We start from the raw sequence: 20394 nt of genomic DNA, 5'->3' as shown, positions 1-20394 counted from the left end.
TAATATAAAAAAATTACCATAAATTAAATATCTTTATAAAATTTTAAAAAATCATTCCTGGCATTTGCCATATTCCAGCAGCTCTAAGAGTATCTTTGATAATCATTACTTTTTCATAATCTGTAAGAGGGTACATTATATTGTATCCTTTAGTTTCAGAGGCTAAATTATGAATTTTTATATCAAGCATACTATTATCAAAAGCTTCTTGTTTGAATATTGCATTAGCTCTTCTAATATCTGCTGTTGAAGTAACTAAAATGATATCAGTAGGTTTAGGATTCATATTTTTTATAGTCATAAAAGTATTAAAACCTTGCCACACCATATTAAATGATTGATCTTCTAATATAATTTTTTTCAAAGGTACACTACTATTAACTAACCATTGTCTCATTTGATATGATTCAGTTTTGCCAGCTGTTACTCGACCACCACTTACTATAATAGTTGCATTTGTGAATCTAAAATAAGCTTCTAATCCTTTATAGAGTCTTTTGATTAGATACTCATTCATACTTGCATTAGAGTTTAACGGAGATCCTAAAATTACAATTACAGGTATAGAATTTCGTGTAAGTTGTATTTGGTTGGCGTTAGTATTTATATGTAAGTTAAAGCTTCTTTTGATAATATCAAATGCATTTATATATACTGGCATTTCAGGCCATTTAGATGTTTCTAGTTTAGCAAATGTTTTTCTAAAATTACTAAAATCAAAAATATATGAATATGCTGAGTCATATATTTGTACAATAGGGTTGTCAGGGAAATTTTCTACCAGCATATCCAGAGTTTCACCAGCTTGGTTATATTCTTTTGTTTCAATCTGAAGAGAAAACAATGATAAACCTAATTGTAGGAGCTCTTTGCTATCAGGATCAGTTTGCTTCATAGCTAATTCAAGAGCATTTATAGCATTATGCAAATATGTATCTGCGGCTTTTTGGTTAAAGATACTATATTGAACATTTTCAATAGCTTTTTGCTTTAGACTAATGCTTGCAATGCTTGAACTAGTACTTTTGTTAGCAAAGCCTGGACTCAATATACCGATTATAGCAAGTATAATAGTTGCAAGCTTTATATTTATATATCTCATTTTTATAGTAAATAAAAAAGTTTTTATAAAACAATGATATAAGAGTATTTTTGCAAATTAAATTATTATTCATCATAATAGTTAAAAATAAGTTTGAAATTATTGAAATGCAAAAAAAGGTATCTCCCAAAAATATAATATTTGCAGGTTTTGCAACAACTGTAGAGTATTTTGATTTTGCTTTATTTACGTATGTAACTATTTATATCTCTGCAACATTTTTTCCGGATAATAATTCTTCTGTTGCTATATTAAAAACATTTGGATTGTTTGCTGCTGGATATTTGATGAGACCCATAGGCGGGATTTTCTTTGGTAATCTCGGGGACAAAAAAGGGCGTAAGCATGTATTAATATTTACTGTGGCATTGATGTTTATATCTACAGCTATGATAGCATTTACTCCAGGTTATGGAAGTTTGGGAATTGCATCTGTGATAATTATTCTCCTGGCTAGAATGATTCAAGGTTTCTCAATAGGTGGTGAATATAATGGAGTACTTGCAGTACTGAGTGAAGGCGCTCCTGATAGTAAGCGTGGGTTGATTACTGCTTTTGGTACGTTTTTCTCAGGCTTAGGTGTCTTTTTAGGTACATTTATAGTCTATATCTTAACAAGTTTTTTAAATTCTGATCAGATGCATGCTTATGGTTGGAGAATTTGCTTTATTGTTGGAGCGATACTAGCTATTGTTGTTTTGATACTTCAGTTTGCATCAGATGAGTCCCCTGAGTATCTTAAATCAAAAGAAGATGGGATGTTAGATGATACTCCTGTAGTCTCTGCAGTTAAAGAATATCCTTATCAAATCTTTATTGTATTTGCTTTAGCAGGCTATTTAGGAATTGTATACTATATGGTTTCTGGCTTTATACCAACATTTCTAAAAAGTGATTTGGGTTATTCTGTACACACAGCGATGCTGATGTCTATGATTGCAGCGTTTTTCTATTTTACAACAGCTCCAATATGGGGTGGACTATCAGATAAAATTGGTAGAAAAAAAGTATTATTAATATCTTGTATTGGGATTGGGACTTTGATAATACCTGCGTTTTATATTATGACTAATACAGATTCACAAATTGTTATAACATTAATTATGACTGTGATAATGTTATTAATATCAGCAGCTACAGCGACATTTGTAGTCACAATCAATGAGCTATTTCCAACACATCTAAGATTTAGTGGTGTAGCAACTGGATATAATATAAGTAATGCATTGTTAGGAGGAACTGTACCAATGGTATCAGCAGCGTTAGTTATGTATTTCGGTAATGTTGCTCCTAGTTTTTATGCTCTAATAGCTTCTATAATTATAGTTATTATCATAGCAACTATGCCTGAGACTAAAGGCATCGAGTTAGAAGAGTAAAGCCCTTATTTCTGTAATATTTTTCTCTAATAAGTAAATATATTATATTAGCCAATATTTTTGTTTGTATTTGCTGTTCTTATGTACTACTATGATAGTACATTAATACATTATTTAATTGAATAATAGATGTCTGAAATAAAAAATAATGAAGAAAATCTGCATGATCTTTATGAGGTCTTTACAAACTTTGATTCTGTCGAAGAAGCTAAGCTTTTTTTAGAAGATTTATGTACTCCTGTAGACTTAATGGCAATGGCTGCACGTTGGAGAGTAGTTAAAGAGCTAAAAAAAGATAAGCCTTATAGGCAGATACATGCTGAAACAGGAGTTAGCCTTACAACTATTAGCAGAGTTGCAAGATGCCTTAGTTATGGAACTAATGGTTACAATACCATATATAATAAAATCAATAAAGAGAGCTAAAATGAGAGAAAGATTAAGAGTAGCTGTACAAAAAAAAGGCAGACTATATGACAATTCTATGGAATTATTCAACAAAATAGGTATTAAAGTAGAGTTCTCAAGCAAAAGTAACTTGTTATGCCATTCAATAAATGCTCCAATTGATTTTCTTTTTGTGAGAGATGATGATATTCCAACTCTAGTTAATGGTAATGTTTGTGATTTTGGAATAGTCGGTGAGAATGTTTTAGAAGAGTATTTATTAAGTATCAAAAATACCACTAAGAAAAATGACATTATCAAAACTAAGAAGTTGGGGTTTGGTTATTGTAGATTATCTATAGCAGTACCTAATGATGCTAGTGATGATATTAGTACACTTAAAAATACTCGTATAGCGACATCATATCCTCATTTAGTGCAGAAGTTTTCAGATGAAAATAATTTAAATCTAGATCCATTATCTATTTCAGGATCAGTTGAGATAGCTCCAAACTTACAAATGTCTAGCTCAATATGTGACTTGGTTTCTACAGGTCGAACATTAGAAGAGAATAATCTTAAAGAAATTCATACTATCATGAAAAGCCAAGCTATTTTAATTCGCTCAAATGAGAGTTTTGGTGCAGAGCTTGAAGAGTATTACCAATTATTGCTTAGAAGGATTGAGGGTGTCAAACATGCTCAAGAGCGTAAGTATATTATGTTCCATATAGATAAAAATGCTGTTGATACAATTACCCATATTTTACCAGGGCATGAGGGTCAAACTATAATGCCAATATATGGAGATACTAAAGTTGCGATACATTTAGTTACCAAAGAAGGTGTTTTTTGGGGAACTTTAGAAAAGCTAAAAGCAGCTGGTGCTAGTTCGATATTAGTTTTACCAATTGAGAAAATGTTGGAGTAAGTAACGACAATGATTGAAATATATAATTGGCAAGAACTTAGTCTAGCTAAGCAAACTGAGCTTCTATCTCGCCCAGTTTCAGCTAATAAAACTAGCTTAGTTGCAGGTGTCAGAAATATTTTAAATGAAGTTAAGCAAAATGGTGATAAAGCTCTTTTAGAGTTTTCTTCTAGGTTTGATGGTGTTGATTTAGATAATATTGAAGTCTCAGCAGATGAGATTAAAAAAGCTTATTCATTAGTTTCACAAGATGATATTGAGTTAGTTAAAAACTCTATTGCACGTATATCTAACTATCATGAGGTAATGAAACCAAAAACAACTGTTTGTGATACTAATGATGGTGTGGTTTGTAAAAAAGTTTATAAGCCTATCGAAAAGGTTGGTCTGTATGTGCCTGGTGGTTCAGCACCTTTAGTTTCTACGCTCATAATGTTAGCGGCTCCAGCGCAAATTGCAGGTTGTAAAGAGGTTTATGTAAGTACTCCTTGTGATAAAGAAGGCAATATCCATCCATTAATTTTAATAGTGGCTGATATTTGTAAGGTTTCAAAGATTTATAAATTAGGTGGCGCTCAAGCTATAGCTGCTCTAGCTTATGGTACAGAAACTGTAACAAAAGTTAATAAAATTTATGGCCCTGGAAATTCTTGGGTTACAGAGGCAAAACAACAAGTATCTAATGATAGCCAAGGTGCTGCTATTGATCTACCAGCGGGACCTTCAGAGGTTTTAATAGTTGCTGATGAAGTGGCCGATCCTAGATTTGTTGCTGCAGATTTGCTAGCTCAAGCTGAGCATGGCACAGATTCTCAAGCCTTATTAATTACAACTAGTCAAATTTTAGCAGATAAGGTTAGATATGAAGTTTCTAAGCAAACTAGTATAGCCCAAAGAAAAGCTATTATTGAAAAAGCTCTAGAAAATAGTGCAATTATCGTTGTAGATACACTTAGCCAAGCAATTAATATAGTTAATGAATATGCTTCTGAGCATCTTATTTTAAATATTGAAACTGCAGATAATTATATTGATAGTATCGAAAATGCAGGTGCTGTATTTGTAGGTCCTTGGGCGGCTGAAGCATTAGGCGATTACATTACAGGATCTAATCACGTGCTACCTACTTATGGATATGCAAAAGCCTATAGTGGTTTAGCAACTATAGATTTTATGAAAGCTATAAGTATTCAAAATGTATCAAAACAAGGTATAAAAAATATAGGTCAAATAGCAATGAGATTAGCTGATATAGAAGGTCTCAAAGCTCATGAAAATGCAATAGCTATTCGTTTGGAGAGTTTATAACATTATGCAAAAGATTGTGCAAAATCAAACTACAGAAAGTCTTATTCGTAAAGATTTACAAAAATTTAGTGCATACTCATCTGCACGCTCTTTAAAAGTAGATGGAGATATTTGGTTAAATGCTAATGAATCACCATATAATGATGAGTATTTGTATAATCGCTATCCTGAGCCACAACCAAAGAGATTGGTTGAGAAACTAGCAAAGATATATAATGTTGATACAAGCAATCTATTAGTTACTCGAGGTAGTGATGAGGGGATTGATCTATTATTTAGATTGTATTGTGAGTATCAAAAAGATTCAGCTTTTGCAGTTGAGCCTACTTTTGGGATGTATAAAATAGCTGCTCAATTACAGGGTGTTGATTATAAGACTCACAAGCTAAAAGAAGAAAATAACTTTGAGATTAATGTTACAGAGCTTTTAGCAAGTATCTCTGATAACTGTAAGTTATTATTTTTATGTACTCCTAATAATCCTACTGGTAAATCTATATCATTAGCTGATATTGAACAAATTTTAAGTAAATTAGCTGGAAAGTGTGTAGTTGTAGTTGATGAGGCGTATATTGAATTTAGTAATGAAAAATCTGTTTCTAACATTATCAATAAATATGAAAATTTAGTTGTACTAAGAACCTTGTCAAAATCTTTTGGTATGGCAGGTCTTAGGCTAGGGACAGTAATTACTAATTCAGATAGAATAGTTTGGTTGAGAAAAATATTAGCACCATATCCAATCCCAAAAACTACAGAAAATACTATATTAGCAATGCTTGATGATAAGAATTTAGTAAATATAGCTAGTCAAACTATTGAAGTAAAAGAACAAAGGGAACATTTATATCAAGCATTATCGCAAATGAAGATTGTTGATAAATTGTGGTCATCAGATGCTAACTTTATATTAGTCAGATTTAGAGAAAGTATCTTTAATAAACTGATAGATAATAAAATAGTAGTTCGTTCTATGGCACATTTTTTTAATGATGAAAAAGTTCTAAGAATTAGCATAGGAACAGTATCTGAAAATAAAAGATTAATCGAAGTATTACAAAAATTAAGTAGCGAATATGAAACAAAATAAATATTTATTCATTGATAGAGATGGTACTTTAATAGTTGAGCCACCTATAGATAAGCAGGTTGATAGTATTGAGAAGCTTGAATTTTTTGATGGTGTTTTTGAAGCTCTTAAAAAATTACAAAAAGCAGGTTTTAAACTTGTTATGGTATCAAACCAAGATGGTTTAGGTACTGAGTCCTTTCATCAAGAAGATTTCGATGCGCCGCATAACTTGATGATGAAGATATTTAAATCACAAAGTATCGAGTTTGAGAATGTATTGATTTGTCCACATTTCGCTCATGAGAATTGTAACTGTCGTAAACCTAAAGTTGGTTTATTGACGAATTATTTAGTTGAGCAAAAAATCTCTCTAAAAGATAGTTATGTGATTGGAGATAGAGAAACGGATGTACAGTTGGCTCATAATATTAAAGTCAATCCTATTCAATTTGGTGTTGGAAATTATCAATCTTGGGATGATATTACTACAGCTATATTAAATAAGTCTAGAGTAGCTGAAATCAAGCGTGTCACTGATGAGACTGATATTATTGTAAAAGTTAATCTAGATGTTCCTGGGACTAGAGAAATAGAGACAGGTCTTGGTTTTTTTGATCATATGCTTGATCAGATTGTAAAACATGCTGGGATAAGTGCCGTAATTAAGGCAAAAGGTGATCTTCATATAGATGATCATCATTGTGTTGAAGATGTTGCAATTACTCTTTCACAAGCAGTTGCTCAAGCTCTTGGTGATAAATACGGTATTAATCGTTATGGTTTTTTATTACCTATGGATGAAGCTTTAGTTGAGATTGCTCTAGATTTAAGTGGTAGAAATTACTGCTCATTTGAGGCGAATTTTGATCGAGAAATGGTTGGGGATTTATCAGTAGAGTTGGTGAAGCATTTCTTTGTATCTTTTGCTGAAGGTCTAAAAGCTACATTACATATCAAAGTAACAGGTGAGAATACTCATCATATGATAGAAGCGTGTTTTAAAGGCTTAGGAAAAGTGCTTAAACAAGCGATTGCTAAGAATGGTATAGATGAGATTCCTAGTTCAAAGGGAGTGTTATGATAGCGATAATAGATTGTTGTGGGAGTAATTTTGCTTCGATAAAATATGCTTTTGAGAAATTAGGACAACAAATAGTCCTAACACATGATGCTGAAGTTATCAAAAAATCTGATTGTGTAATTTTACCTGGTGTAGGACATGCTAAATCAGCAATGGCAAATCTAAAAAAATATGATTTGGGTAAGCTTATTCCAGAGCTGACTCAACCAGTATTAGGAATCTGCTTAGGAATGCAGATTATGTATAGTTTTTCTGAAGAGGGAAATACAGATTGTTTGGGTATCTTTCCAGAAAAAGTAAAAGCTTTTAAAAAAACGCGAGGTTTTAGTATCCCTCACATGGGTTGGAATAGTTTACAAAATATAAATAAGGATCATTTTTTATTTAAAGATATTGCAGGAGATGATTATGTATATTTTGTGCACAGTTTTTATGCTGAGCTTAATCAATTTAGTATAGCTACGAATGACTATATAAATGATTTTACAGCGATGGTAAATAAAGATAATTTTTATGGCATTCAATTTCATCCTGAGAAGTCGGGTAGGGTTGGAATGAAGATTTTAGAGAATTTTATACAAGGGGCTTTGTAAATGAATATATTTCCAGCGATAGATCTCATAAATGGCAAATGTGTTCGTTTAGAAAAGGGTGATTTTAATAAAACTACTACTTATGAGCTTGAGCCAAAAGATGTTGCAAAAGCATATCAACAAGCTGGTGCTGAGTTTATCCATGTTGTAGATTTAGATGGCGCTAAAAAAGGCCAAACTTGTCAATTTGAGACTATTCAGAAGATTAGAGAAAACTGTAATATGACTCTACAAGTTGGTGGTGGTGTCAAAGATTTTGAGACTATCGAAAAACTTCTAGAAATTGGAGTTGATAGAGTGGTTATTGGTAGCTTGGCTGTTAAGGACATAGCATTAACGAAGAAGTTTTTTGAGAAATATGGTGCTGAGAAGATAGTTTTAGCTTTAGATGTATTTATTAAAGAAGGAATACCTTATATCGCAACGCATGGCTGGCAAGAATCTAGTACAACAACTTTAGATGAAATATTACAGACTTATCTTGGAGATGGTCTTGAGTATGTTTTATGTACTGATATTTCACGAGATGGTATGCTACAAGGTCCAAATTTTGAGCTATATAGAATTTACTCATCTATATATCCAGATGTTCAGTTTATGGCTTCTGGTGGGGTTGGTAGCTTAGAAGATTTAGAAATTCTAGAAGAGCAAAATACTTATGGTGTCATCATTGGTAAAGCTCTATATGAGAATAAATTTACGCTACAAGAGGCTTTAGAATGTTAACAAAAAGAATAATTCCATGTCTTGATGTGAAAGATGGCGTAGTTGTCAAAGGTGTAAAATTTAGAAATCATAGAATCATTGGCGATATTATTGAGCTGGCTCAGAAATACTCAGATGCAGGAGCTGATGAGCTAGTATTTTATGATATTGGTGCTAGTCCTGATAATAAGTTACTTTCTATCAAATGGATACAAGAGATAGCCAAAAAGATAAATATCCCATTTTGTGTAGCTGGCGGAATAAAATCTGTAGAAAATGCTCGAGCTATACTTAATGAAGGGGCAGATAAAATATCTGTAAACTCAGCAGCATTAGCTAGACCTGATTTGATAGATGAGCTAGTTTATGAATTTGGTAGTCAGTGTGTGGTCGTTGGTATTGATAGCAAATTTATTGATGGTGAATTTAAAGTTTGCCAATATACAGGTAGTGCTGATAAAACTGTACAGACATTATTAGATCCAGTTAGCTGGGCAAAAGAAGTTGAGTCTCGTGGTGCTGGTGAGATAGTTCTTAACTGTATGAATCAAGATGGTGTCAAAGGTGGCTATGATCTAGAGCATCTTAGAGAAGTCCAATCAAATGTCTCAATCCCTGTTATTGCTTCTGGTGGAGCTGGTCAGATTCAGCATTTTATTGATGTATTTAAGTATACAGATATAGATGGTGCTTTGGCAGCTAGTGTATTTCACGATGACATTATTGCGATACCTGAGTTAAAACAAGAACTTTTTAAAAATAATATACCGACAAGAATAGTAAAATAGGATAGAAAATGGATAACAAAATTATAGAGTCTATAGCTTGGCAAAAAATGGATAATTTAGTTCCAGCTATTATTCAATCAACAATTGATAATAGTGTCTTAATGCTAGGCTATATGAGTAAGGAATCTTTAACAAAGACTTTAGAAGTTGACAAAGTAACTTTCTATAGTCGTAGTAAAAAACGCTTATGGACTAAGGGTGAAGAAAGTGGAAACTTTCTTGAGCTAAAAGATATAGCTGTCGATTGTGATAATGATTCTATACTTATCAAAGCTATACCATACGGTCCAACTTGTCACACTGGTAGTAAATCATGTTTTACTCAAGATGAAGAAAATAGCTCTCTGTATATAATTGATAAGTTAGAAAAATTAATAGCTGAAAGAAAAGATTACTTACCTGAGAATAGCTATTTGACTAGTTTATTTAAAAAAGGATTACCTAGAATCGCTCAAAAAGTTGGCGAAGAAGGTGTAGAAGTTGTAATTGCCGCAATGAAACAAGATTCAGAAGATGAGTTAATTTCTGAGACAGCAGATTTATTATTTCATTTATTAGTTTTACTGAGAGAGAAAGGTATTTCATTAGAACAAATTTATCAAAAGTTAGTTTCTCGAAATACTTCTAATTAAGTTATAATTACTATTTGAAGTTAACCAAAAATTTACTTATATGAAAATAACAATTCGTACCTTAGCGATTGTCTTCTTGGTATTAATTACTGCATCGGTATATGCGGTACCTGCTAAAGGTACATTTACAGCAGAGTCGGCGTGTCAAGCGTATATATCAAAAAACAAAATGACTAACCCTGATAATACTTATGTAATTGCAGGGCAAACTTACTCTATTCAGGAAAAAAATAAAGATACTAATCCTGATTGGTTTAGAGTATTTATTTCAAATGCTAGTGAAAGCCAGTTGCGCTGGGTAAGTAGTAGTTGCGGTATCGCAGATATCGAAGAAGGAGGTGATACTCCTGCTATACAATGTGTCCAGGAGCCTGGACTTGCTGATAGCTATGTACTAGCTCTTAGTTGGCAGCCCGCATTTTGTGAGACTTATGGCTTCAGTGCTGGAAAGCAAGAGTGTAAAAATCTACCTGTAGATAGTGCAGCGGCTAAGAGTTTTTCGCTACATGGATTTTGGCCAAATCAAGATACTTGTGGTACTAATTATGGTTTTTGTGATGCTCAGAAACAATCTGATTTTTGTAATTATGCGCCATTAAATTTAGATGATAAAACTATGGAGTTGCTGCATAGTGTGATGCCAGGATATAATGACTCTTCATGTTTACAACGCCATGAATGGTACAAGCATGGAACTTGTCAATTACATGATCAAAACCAATATTATACTCAAGCAGTTACTTTTGTAAACCAAATAAATGATTCAAAATTAGAGCAGTTATTTAGCCAAAATATTGGTAAAGATATAACTATTGAACAGTTTGATAATGCTTTTAATCAAAGCTTTGGGGCAGGTACTAGTAATAAAGTATATTTGAATTGTAAAGATGGTATGCTAGTTGATGTGTATATATCATTACCTAAAAATGCTGATGAGCCAAACCAGAAAGATTTGTCTGCTTTGCTAGCTAATGCACCAAATGCTAACCAAAGTACATGTCCAAATACATTTAAAATTTCTAATTTTTCTCATAATGTGGGTTAGTTCTATAGATATAAAATATCACTCTATTTTGTAATATTTTGGAATGACATAATGAAAAAATGATGTCATCCTATGGCTTGACCATAGGATCTAAAGGATATTGATAACATCTCTACTCTGTTAATGGATACTACGGTCGGAGCCGTAGTATGATGAATAGTATTGATTTTATTTTCTAATAATTTGTTTTATGGACTACTAACTGCTAATGTACTGTGATTATATATGTTAATTAATTCAAAACTCGATATTATGATAAGTATTTATTTTATTGAGATTGAAACTAGTTCAGAATGATAGAATATATAGAGGAACTTGCAAATTTAGTTTTGTATGATATTAAGTAAATCTCTATCCATCAAATGACTAGGTAATACATTTGAAAGCGAATTTAAGATGTTGCTAGGTACTTTCGGATTTTCATGTGCTAGATCTTGGATAAGTTTTTTAACCTTTTTTCTTTTAAGATTCTCTTGAGATCCACATAGATTGCATGGAATTATTGGGAAATTTTCTTCTTTAGCAAATTCGATAAGATTACGTTCTTGTACTAGTACCATTGGGCGGATTACAGTATTTTCACCATCTTGAGTGATAAACTTAGGTGGCATAGATTTAATTTGGCCCTGATATAGAATTGACATTAGCAATGATTCGATCAAATCATCGCGATGATGTCCTAGAATGATTTTATCCATTTTATGCTCTTTTGCATATCTGTAGATATTACCACGGCGAAGTCTCGAGCATAACGAACAATAAGTCTTACCCTCTGGAACCTTATCTATAACAACACCATAAGTGTTTTTTGTTTCAATCTCATAAGATATATCTAAATCGTCAAGATATTTTCTAAGTTGACTATCATCCCAACCAGGTTGAGACTGATCTAATGTATACACATGAAGATCAATATCATAAGTTTTATCTTTGATTAATCCATGCAAAACTTTTAATAATCCAAAAGAATCCTTACCTCCTGATAGACATAGCATAACCTTATCACCTTTTTCGATAAGCTTATAATCAGCTATAGCCTTAGTAATATAGTGGCGTAATTTTTTTTCAGTTTTGCTTATTTTTATTTCAGTCATTTTATCTATGCGCCTTCTTAAAGATCCTATCTTTTTCACGAGCCCAATCTTTATCTTTTTGAGCTTGACGCTTGTCGTGAACTTTTTTACCTTGAGCAAGAGCTATCTCAACTTTCACACGAGGACCTTTCCAATACATAGCTAAAGGCACACACGTAAATCCCTTTTGCTCAATTCGTCCCATGATTTTATCTATCTCACGGCGATTAAGTAATAGTTTACGATTTGCTGAAGCATCAGCTACAACATGAGTAGATGCTGATAATAGAGGAGTTATTAGACAATTAAAAAGCCAAGCTTCACCACGCTTGATATGCACATGACTATCTATCATCTGTACTTTACCAGCTCTGATACTTTTTACTTCCCATCCTTGTAGTACTACTCCAGCTTCAAATTTCTCGAGAATAGTATAATCATGGAAGGCTTTTTTATTCCTAGCAATAGTTGCTGGAGAAACCTTATGTTTACTCATAACTTTATTATTTTTTGTAAAAGATATACAATGTAACGCTATATATTATCAGCAAAACACAAAAGATTAAATAAATGAATAAAGTTAATAAATCTGCAATTGTTAATTATACTGCTTCACAAATGTATGATCTTGTAAATGATATTAAAAGCTATCCTGAATTTTTGCCGATGTGCTACGATATTGAGATTTTTGAACACACTGAAACAGAAGCAAAAGCATCTCTAAAAATCAAATCAGGATTTGTGAAATTGGATTTTGCTACACATAATACAATGGTAAAAGATGAGCATATTCATTTAAATCTTATGAATGGACCATTCAAAAGTTTAACAGGTGATTGGAAATTTGAACCTCAAGATGAAAATTCATGTAAAGTATCATTGGACATGGAGTTTACCTTTGAAAATAAATTTGTGGAAATGGCTCTTGGTCCAGTATTTCGTGGGCTTGCAGATAAGATGTTGGGAGCATTTTGTAAACGTGCAGAAGAGGTTTATAAATAGTGAAAGTAGAAGTCATTTATGCTTTACCTAATGAGCAGAAGTCTTTTTATGTTGAGTCTGATGATTCTCTGACTGTTAGAGAAGCTATTATTGAATCAAAAATCTTAGACGCTTATTCTGAATTAGACAGTATCGAAAATCTTAAAGTTGGTATCTATGGACAAATAGTCAATTTAGATCATGTTCCTGAAGATAGAGATAGAATTGAGATATACAGAAATCTAACTATTGATCCAAAACAAGCCCGTATGCTAAGAGCAGAACAAAAACGTAAAAGAGAAGGCATCAGAGGTTTTGGTGCGTAATCAAAAAATAGCTATTATAGGAGCTGGACTAGCAGGATGTTCATTAGCTTATGAATTAAGTAGAACCCTTAACTTTGATATAACTTTATTTGATAAAAACTCTGATATTGCAACAGAAGCTTCTGGGAACTTTGCGGGAATTTTAGAACCATATCTGACTTCAGATAACAATTTTTCAGATCAGTTTCATACACTAGGATATAGTATATTATTAGAGTTTATTAATCAGTATCGTAATGATATCGAAATTTGTAATCAGGGTGTCTTGCAAATATTAAGTGATGAAAAAGAACTAAATAGATATCAAAAGATTTTTACAAAAAGAGAGATAGCTGATGATTTAGCTAGATTAATATCTCATCAAGAGCTTTCGCAATTACTTGGCAAAGATACTCATAACATGGCTGTATATTATCCTAATGCTTTATCTGTGGTACCTAAAAGTATTTGTCAGCTATGGCTTAAATTATCAACTGCTAAATTAAAATTAAATAATGAGCTCTTGGATATTAAGAAATTAGAGAATAATACTTGGCAATTAGAATTTAATAATTTTACTGAAGATTTTGATATTGTGATATTTGCTGGAGGGTATCCATTATTTAAAAATATTTCTCTGCTGCAAAATATTCCGGTATACCCATCACAAGGACAGCTAACAGTTATCAAAAGATGTTTTGATATCTCAAATAATATTATGGATAAAGGATATATAATCCCTAATTATAAAGATAATCTACAAGTTATTGGAGCAACATTTCGAGATAATAATGATACTAGTGGAGATATAAGGCAAGAAGATAATAATTTTAATATTAATCAAATTAAGCAAATATTTGATAATAAAAATTATAATGTTGAAATTATTAATTCAAGAGTAGCTACGAGATGTGTAACTTCTGATCATTTACCACTTATTGGTAGGCTTGCTGATTATAATAGTTTTGAACAAGTTTTTTATAAGCCTCTGTCTAAAGGCTATCCAAAATCAAAAATGCCAAATATTGAGTATCAACAAGGTCTATATGTATCTTCAGGATTTGGCTCAAAAGGTTTATGTTCATCATTATTAGCAGCTAAGATTATTACATCATATATAACAAATCAAAGTCAGCAATGTTCAGATAAGTTACTTGAAGCACTTGCTGTAGAGCGTTTTTGGGTTAGAAGCTTCAAGAAAGGTCAAAAATTTTCATAAAATACTACTTCAGTATGTATATATAGCAATTATTAGCTATAATTGTGAGATTTTTAGGAATCAATTTAATAAGTTCATGAAATTAAAAATAAAAAAGAGTATTTTGTTACTCGCTACTATCATAGTACTATCAGGTTGTTCAGTTAAATGGGAGACACCTCTTAATGATAGAGATCCTTATGAAAACTATAATCGCGAGATGTTTCATTGGAATAATGAGTTATATGAGGATCTGACACCTGTAGCAAAAGCTTATAATTATGTTATGCCTGATGCTGTACAGACGGGTATATTCAATATTTTCCAAAATCTTTTTGAACCTAGTCGAGTAGCGAATGATCTTTTTCAAGGTGAATGGGGATATGCTGGTGATGATAGTATGAGATTTTTAGAAAATACAACTCTTGGGGTAGTAGGTATTTTTGATGTAGCTGGTAGTAGGTTTGGATTGCCAATGCGTTATCATCAGGATTTTGCAGTTACTCTTCATAAATGGGGAGTGTATAAGAAAGGATATGCTTCACCATATATTGTTTGGCCAGTTTTTGGACCTGGTACTATAGAGGGAGTTAGTGATGGCGTAGATGCTATGTTCAATCCTCTGTCGTATTTGTTTTTGGCTCCAGGAGTAGGTACATTTACAGCCTATGCTGTAAACTATAGTGTATATGGATTATATTATACCAATGAAGGAGTCTCTTATTTACCGGCATATTCAAACTTAGAAGAAGTATCGGTAGATCCATATGCAGCTATGAGAAATGCCTACCTCCAGAACTATGACTATGGTATGGCAAAAGTCCTTAAACAAAAAGATCCATCACTTGATAGTCCTCAAAGTGATCAAGCAATATTAAGTGTTTTAGGTATTAAAAACAAAAATACTAAATCAGAAGTTGCCTATAGTGATGAAAGTTTTGTCCAGGCATATCAAAATACTCCACCAGTTCTAAAAAGTAGTCTTGCTAGTGTAAATAAGGTTACTGAAGTTTAGTCTAAGTTATAAACAAGTCTTAAAAAATATCTTTTGTTTAGCTTAAAAAGTTTTTTTAAGGTATCGTTTTTTGATATCTTATATACTATGTTTGAAAAATAGTTACTGAGGTTTATTAGTGAAAAAACTATTTGTAAGTTTGATGTGTATGGTAATTTTTTTACCAAATTTAGCTTTGATTGCTGCACCAGTACCAACAGGTTATGATTTTATTCCTATTCAAGAAGAGATGCAAATTGCTCAACCAGTAGTTGCAACACATGGTATGGTTTCTTCTCAAGAGTCTTTAGCAAGTCAGGTTGGTTTAGATATATTAAAACAAGGTGGCAATGCTGTAGATGCAGCTGTTGCGGTTGGCTTTGCTTTGGCTGTTACATTACCTAGAGCTGGTAATCTTGGTGGTGGTGGCTTTATGATTATCCACTTACAAGATGGCAATAAGAATATAGCTGTAAACTACCGTGAAAAAGCTCCTGCAAAAGCATCTAAAGATATGTTTTTAAATGACAAGGGAGATGTTGATTATGCTAAGGTTTCTGGCTCATACAGTGCTTCTGGTGTTCCAGGTACTGTAGCTGGTTTAGTAGATGCGCAACAAAAATATGGTAAATTGAAATTATCGTAGGTTATTGCTCCAGCTATCAAGCTTGCTGAAGATGGTATCCCAGTAAGCTATGACCTAAATCAGTCGCTTATAACTGCAAAACCATGGCTTGAAAAATCACCAGAAGCTATGAAGATTTTTTATCATAAAGATGGTTCTGCTTATAAGGTTGGAGAAATTTTAAAGCAACCTGAACTTGCAAATAGTCTGAAACTAATAGCAAAACAAGGTAAAAAAGCTTTCTATGAAGGAGATATTGCTCATAAGATAGCAGATAGTATGGCTAAAAATGGTGGTTTAATCACATTACAAGATTTGAAAAACTACAATGTCGAAGAAATGAAGCCACTTAAAGGTACATATAGAGGTTATACATTATATTCTATGCCGCCACCAAGCTCCGGTGGTGTAATTCTGATAGAGTTATTAAATATTCTAGAGAACTTCCCATTAGCTGACTATGGTAACAATAGCGCTAAAACCATTAATCTTATGAGTAATGCAATGAGCTATGCTTATAATGATAGAAACTCTGATTTAGGAGATCCTGATTTTGTTAAGATGGATTTGGCTAAATTCTTGTCTAAAAAATATGCGAAACAGATTGCTCAAAAAATCACTACAGATAAGCATATTCCGAGTAAAGATATAAGCACAGTTGATCCAGAAGATCGCGAAAAGCTTCAGACTACTCAATTTAGTGTAGTTGATAAAGATGGCAATATGGTATCTAATACTTATACGCTTAATTATTCTTATGGGAATGGTATCGTAGTACCGGGAACTGGTATCTTGCTAAATAATGAAATGGATGATTTTGCAGCAAAAGTAGGCGTGGCAAATGTGTTTGGTTTAGTTCAAGGTGAAGCTAATACAGTTGCTCCAAATAAGCGACCATTAAGCTCAATGACCCCGACAATTGTTCTTGATAAAGATGGCAAGCCGTTTTCAGCTACAGGTTCACCAGGTGGAAGTCGTATTATTACAACAACATTACAGGTGATTTTAAACATTATAGACTATAATATGAATCTACAATCAGCGGTTAACAATCCTCGTATACATAGTCAACTATGGCCAGAAGAAATTGGTGTAGAGCAGGGTGTATCTGTGGATACTATCAATCTACTTAAAAAAATGGGTAACACTGTTACTCCTTATGCTGCTATGGGTGCTGCAGAGTCTGTAATGTCTGATGGACAATATGTCTATGGTGCAGCAGATCCACGTAGAGGTAATGCTTTAGCTATAGGCTATTGATTTATATCAAGTTATTTAAATTTTCTTATTCCTTTCTATCTCTTGGTGCAGCAGAGCTTCCTGCAAGTATTCCACCATCTACATTTAGTTCAATCCCTGTGACATATTTTGATTCATCAGATGCTAGATATAAAGCAGCATAAGCTACATCTTTTGCATTACCCATTCTCTTTAAAGGTATGTCTTGAGTAATAGTTTTAATAGCTGCTTGTTTTTGATCTTCATCTTTTGGCAGCATCTCATCCCACATTGGCGTTAATATAGCTCCTGGATGAATTGAGTTACACCTAATCCCATAATTCATATCAGCACAGTATAAAGCAACAGATTTAGTATGATTTCTTACAGATGCTTTACTCGAAGCATATGCAACAGCCTGAGGTATACCTACAAGTCCAGAGCGGGAAGAGATATTGACTATACTGCCGCCATTTTCTTTCATAAGTTTAATAGCATATTTACACCCTAAGGCTACACCATTAGAATTTATAGAATGAACCTTTTGCCAAGAATCCATATCTAAATCCTCAGGGTTATGAGGGCCAGAACTCTCTATAAAACCTGTAATGCCAGCATTATTAACTAAAATATCAAGTTTACCAAATTTAGATCTAATATATTTACTAATAATTATCCAATCATCTTCAAGACTAACGTCTAAGTGTTTATATTCACAATTTGATGAGTTAATATCTTTAACCGTTTGATTACCTAAACTGCCGTTTATATCTGAAATAATCACAGTTGCTCCCTCATTTGAAAAGAGTTCAGCAGTTGTCTTACCTATTCCTCTAGCAGCACCTGTTATTAATACTATTTTATTATCTAATCGCTTCATAAGAAAGTCCTATAAATTATTTAAATTTTATAAAAGTGATTTAGGAGTTAACTTTAGAGTGTATTATATGATTTATATAGAAATATATAATTATTTTATAAAATTAAAGAGTTCCACGAGCTGCTTTTTTACGATCAGATTCTGTTAGATGTTTCTTTCTTAGTCTGATTGATTCAGGTGTGATTTCAACAAGCTCATCATCTTCGATAAACTCAAGAGCATACTCAAGAGTTAGTTTAATTGGAGTAACTAGTGTAAGAGCATCATCTTTACCAGAGGCACGAACGTTAGTTAACTGTTTACCTTTACAAGGGTTAACCGCTAAGTCGTTATCTCTACTATGAATACCAATAATCATACCCTCATAAACATCTGTACCGTGAGAGATAAACATTTTACCTCTCTCCTGAAGGTTCCAAAGAGCAAACGCTACTGCTTTACCTGATAGCATAGAAACTAGAGTACCGTTTTGACGAGTTTCAAGAGTTTGCTTTTTCATAGGTCCGTAATGATCAAATACTTTGTTTAAAATACCTGAGCCAGACGTGATAGTTAAAAATTCTGTATAAAAACCAATTAACCCACGAGATGGTATTATAAATTCAAGTTTTACACGGCCTTTACCATCTGGTTCCATATTTTTAAGCTCACCTTGACGTAAGCCCATTCTTTCCATTACAGTACCTTGATGCTCTTCTTCGATATCTATAATTGCTTGCTCATAAGGTTCGTGTTTTTCGCCATCAACATCTTTAAAGATTACATGTGGGCGAGATACTGCAATCTCATAACCTTCACGGCGCATATTTTCAAGTAAGATCGAAAGGTGAAGCTCGCCACGACCAGATACTTTAAATTTATCAGGATCATCAAGTTGCTCAACTCTTAGAGCTACGTTTGTAAGTAGTTCTTTGTCAAGACGGTCTTTAATTTGACGAGAAGTTACATATTTACCTTCTTTACCAGCAAATGGAGAGTTGTTAACTTGGAAAGTCATACTAATAGTTGGCTCATCTACAGAAAGCTCAGGTAATGCTTCTACTTTATCAGGGCTACATAATGTATCTGATATATTCAAACCTTCCATACCTGTTACACATACAATATCACCAGCTTGAGCTTCAGGCACTTCAACTCTGTCTAGACCCATATAGCCTAATATTTGTAATACTCTACCATTACGAGTTTTACCATCTTTACCAACAATAGTTACAGGAGTATTTGTTTTGACTTTACCTCTTTGGATACGACCAATACCAATAGTACCTGTGAAGTTGGAATAGTCTAAGGAAGATATTTGCATTTGGAATGGACCATTTTCATCAACAGCTGGATGCTCAACATTTTCAACAATAGCCTTGAAAAGATCAGTCATATCTTCTTTTTGTTCGCCAAGCTCATTAGTTGCCCAACCATTGATAGCTGAAGCATAGATAATAGGAAAATCTAATTGTTCATCAGTAGCACCCAATCTATCAAATAGATCAAATACTTGATCGACTACCCAGTCAGGGCGAGCACCATCTCTATCGATTTTGTTGATAACCACAATTGGTTTTAAACCTTGAGCAAAAGCTTTTTCTGTTACAAATCTTGTTTGAGGCATAGGACCATCAACAGCATCAACTAGTAGTAATACTGAGTCAACCATAGATAATACACGTTCAACCTCACCACCAAAGTCAGCATGGCCTGGAGTATCTACGATATTAATTCGGTAGTTATTCCATTTTAGAGCAGTGTTTTTTGCAAGGATTGTAATCCCTCTTTCTTTCTCAATGTCATTTGAGTCCATGACTCTTTCAACTTCTGGACCACGAGTGTTTAGTGTACCAGATTGTTGTAATAGTTTATCAACCAGTGTAGTTTTACCATGGTCAACGTGTGCGATAATCGCAATATTTCTTAAATTCTCAATCATTAAATTTTACCTATTTTTATAAAATCACCAACAATTATAGACTAATAAGATTTAAAAGTACCTAAAAATTAAATACTTTGATTTGATAATTGGTTTTCTAATTTCAATATCAAAATAATCTTTTATGAATTTGGGGTTGCTGAATGGTTTTGTTAAAATATGAACTAAACTTATTA

The 20394-nt window shown here is 32.8% G+C and carries 20 protein-coding genes and 1 pseudogene; 16 read left to right on the top strand and 5 right to left on the bottom strand.

Annotated features, from left to right (window positions below):
• Window positions 1–43: 43 nt before the first annotated feature.
• Window positions 44–1102 (bottom strand): ElyC/SanA/YdcF family protein, encoded by a 1059-nt coding sequence (locus F3D59_RS07435; RefSeq protein WP_224721171.1) that lies wholly within the window; start codon window positions 1100–1102, stop codon window positions 44–46.
• Window positions 1103–1209: 107 nt separating this feature from the next.
• On the opposite strand from F3D59_RS07435, the gene F3D59_RS07430 reads away from it, so the two are divergent.
• From F3D59_RS07430 to F3D59_RS07380, 11 genes are all read left to right on the top strand, one after another.
• Window positions 1210–2481 carry an MFS transporter gene (locus tag F3D59_RS07430; RefSeq protein ID WP_041263927.1) on the top strand — a complete coding sequence of 424 codons (1272 nt, stop codon included), beginning with the start codon at window positions 1210–1212 and terminating at the stop codon, window positions 2479–2481.
• 129 nt (window positions 2482–2610) lie between these two features.
• On the top strand, window positions 2611–2907 hold the full coding sequence (locus F3D59_RS07425; protein ID WP_150464376.1) for a YerC/YecD family TrpR-related protein: 297 nt from the start codon (window positions 2611–2613) through the stop codon (window positions 2905–2907).
• A gap of 1 nt (window position 2908) precedes the next feature.
• Complete coding sequence (hisG, locus tag F3D59_RS07420; protein WP_041268127.1) at window positions 2909–3799, top strand: ATP phosphoribosyltransferase; 891 nt, start codon at window positions 2909–2911, stop codon at window positions 3797–3799.
• A 9-nt stretch (window positions 3800–3808) separates the two neighbouring features.
• On the top strand, window positions 3809–5107 hold the full coding sequence (hisD, locus tag F3D59_RS07415; protein WP_150464375.1) for a histidinol dehydrogenase: 1299 nt from the start codon (window positions 3809–3811) through the stop codon (window positions 5105–5107).
• A gap of 4 nt (window positions 5108–5111) precedes the next feature.
• A complete protein-coding gene (gene hisC / locus F3D59_RS07410) occupies window positions 5112–6197 on the top strand; it encodes a histidinol-phosphate transaminase (RefSeq protein ID WP_150464374.1) in 1086 nt (361 codons plus the stop codon).
• The gene (gene hisB, locus F3D59_RS07405) at window positions 6184–7260 is read left to right on the top strand and encodes a bifunctional histidinol-phosphatase/imidazoleglycerol-phosphate dehydratase HisB (protein ID WP_150464373.1); all 1077 of its coding nucleotides are present in this window, start codon (window positions 6184–6186) and stop codon (window positions 7258–7260) included. The genes hisC and hisB overlap by 14 nt, the downstream gene beginning before the upstream one ends.
• On the top strand, window positions 7257–7853 hold the full coding sequence (gene hisH, locus F3D59_RS07400; RefSeq protein ID WP_150464372.1) for an imidazole glycerol phosphate synthase subunit HisH: 597 nt from the start codon (window positions 7257–7259) through the stop codon (window positions 7851–7853). The genes hisB and hisH overlap by 4 nt, the downstream gene beginning before the upstream one ends.
• Window positions 7854–8579, top strand: a complete 726-nt coding sequence (gene hisA / locus F3D59_RS07395) for a 1-(5-phosphoribosyl)-5-[(5-phosphoribosylamino)methylideneamino]imidazole-4-carboxamide isomerase (protein ID WP_150464371.1) — start codon at window positions 7854–7856, stop codon at window positions 8577–8579.
• Complete coding sequence (gene hisF / locus F3D59_RS07390) at window positions 8573–9346, top strand: imidazole glycerol phosphate synthase subunit HisF (protein WP_150464370.1); 774 nt, start codon at window positions 8573–8575, stop codon at window positions 9344–9346. The genes hisA and hisF overlap by 7 nt, the downstream gene beginning before the upstream one ends.
• An 8-nt stretch (window positions 9347–9354) precedes the next feature.
• Window positions 9355–9978 carry a bifunctional phosphoribosyl-AMP cyclohydrolase/phosphoribosyl-ATP diphosphatase HisIE gene (hisIE, locus tag F3D59_RS07385; RefSeq protein WP_150464369.1) on the top strand — a complete coding sequence of 208 codons (624 nt, stop codon included), beginning with the start codon at window positions 9355–9357 and terminating at the stop codon, window positions 9976–9978.
• Between the two features lie 40 nt (window positions 9979–10018).
• Window positions 10019–11023 carry a ribonuclease T2 family protein gene (locus F3D59_RS07380; protein WP_150464368.1) on the top strand — a complete coding sequence of 335 codons (1005 nt, stop codon included), beginning with the start codon at window positions 10019–10021 and terminating at the stop codon, window positions 11021–11023.
• A gap of 323 nt (window positions 11024–11346) precedes the next feature.
• Here F3D59_RS07380 and ttcA read toward each other — a convergent pair whose 3' ends face one another.
• Both ttcA and smpB read right to left on the bottom strand, forming a co-directional pair.
• Window positions 11347–12117 carry a tRNA 2-thiocytidine(32) synthetase TtcA gene (gene ttcA, locus F3D59_RS07375; protein WP_150464367.1) on the bottom strand — a complete coding sequence of 257 codons (771 nt, stop codon included), beginning with the start codon at window positions 12115–12117 and terminating at the stop codon, window positions 11347–11349.
• 1 nt (window position 12118) lies between these two features.
• A complete protein-coding gene (gene smpB, locus F3D59_RS07370; protein ID WP_013922947.1) occupies window positions 12119–12592 on the bottom strand; it encodes an SsrA-binding protein SmpB in 474 nt (157 codons plus the stop codon).
• Window positions 12593–12666: 74 nt separating this feature from the next.
• Between smpB and F3D59_RS07365 the strand changes: the two genes are divergently transcribed.
• From F3D59_RS07365 to ggt, 5 genes and pseudogenes are all read left to right on the top strand, one after another.
• Window positions 12667–13098 carry a type II toxin-antitoxin system RatA family toxin gene (locus tag F3D59_RS07365; protein ID WP_013922948.1) on the top strand — a complete coding sequence of 144 codons (432 nt, stop codon included), beginning with the start codon at window positions 12667–12669 and terminating at the stop codon, window positions 13096–13098.
• Window positions 13098–13403, top strand: coding sequence for an RnfH family protein (locus tag F3D59_RS07360; RefSeq protein ID WP_150464366.1), 306 nt, complete (start codon window positions 13098–13100; stop codon window positions 13401–13403). Before F3D59_RS07365 ends, F3D59_RS07360 begins: the two co-directional genes overlap by 1 nt.
• Window positions 13393–14601 carry an FAD-dependent 5-carboxymethylaminomethyl-2-thiouridine(34) oxidoreductase MnmC gene (gene mnmC / locus F3D59_RS07355; RefSeq protein ID WP_150464365.1) on the top strand — a complete coding sequence of 403 codons (1209 nt, stop codon included), beginning with the start codon at window positions 13393–13395 and terminating at the stop codon, window positions 14599–14601. Before F3D59_RS07360 ends, mnmC begins: the two co-directional genes overlap by 11 nt.
• A 76-nt stretch (window positions 14602–14677) precedes the next feature.
• The gene (locus tag F3D59_RS07350) at window positions 14678–15595 is read left to right on the top strand and encodes a VacJ family lipoprotein (protein ID WP_149368415.1); all 918 of its coding nucleotides are present in this window, start codon (window positions 14678–14680) and stop codon (window positions 15593–15595) included.
• A 142-nt stretch (window positions 15596–15737) separates the two neighbouring features.
• Window positions 15738–17459, top strand: a pseudogene (gene ggt / locus F3D59_RS07345) (gamma-glutamyltransferase).
• A 25-nt stretch (window positions 17460–17484) separates the two neighbouring features.
• On the opposite strand, the gene F3D59_RS07340 reads toward ggt, so the two are convergent.
• Both F3D59_RS07340 and typA read right to left on the bottom strand, forming a co-directional pair.
• A complete protein-coding gene (locus F3D59_RS07340; RefSeq protein WP_150464364.1) occupies window positions 17485–18297 on the bottom strand; it encodes an SDR family oxidoreductase in 813 nt (270 codons plus the stop codon).
• A gap of 103 nt (window positions 18298–18400) precedes the next feature.
• Complete coding sequence (typA, locus tag F3D59_RS07335; RefSeq protein ID WP_146422035.1) at window positions 18401–20218, bottom strand: translational GTPase TypA; 1818 nt, start codon at window positions 20216–20218, stop codon at window positions 18401–18403.
• Window positions 20219–20394: the final 176 nt, after the last annotated feature.

Origin of the sequence: Francisella sp. XLW-1, from assembly GCF_008711455.1 — a bacterium.
Lineage (GTDB): Bacteria > Pseudomonadota > Gammaproteobacteria > Francisellales > Francisellaceae > Francisella > Francisella salimarina.
Note: the sequence above shows the minus strand (reverse complement) of the source record. Positions and strands in the feature narration are given on the sequence as shown.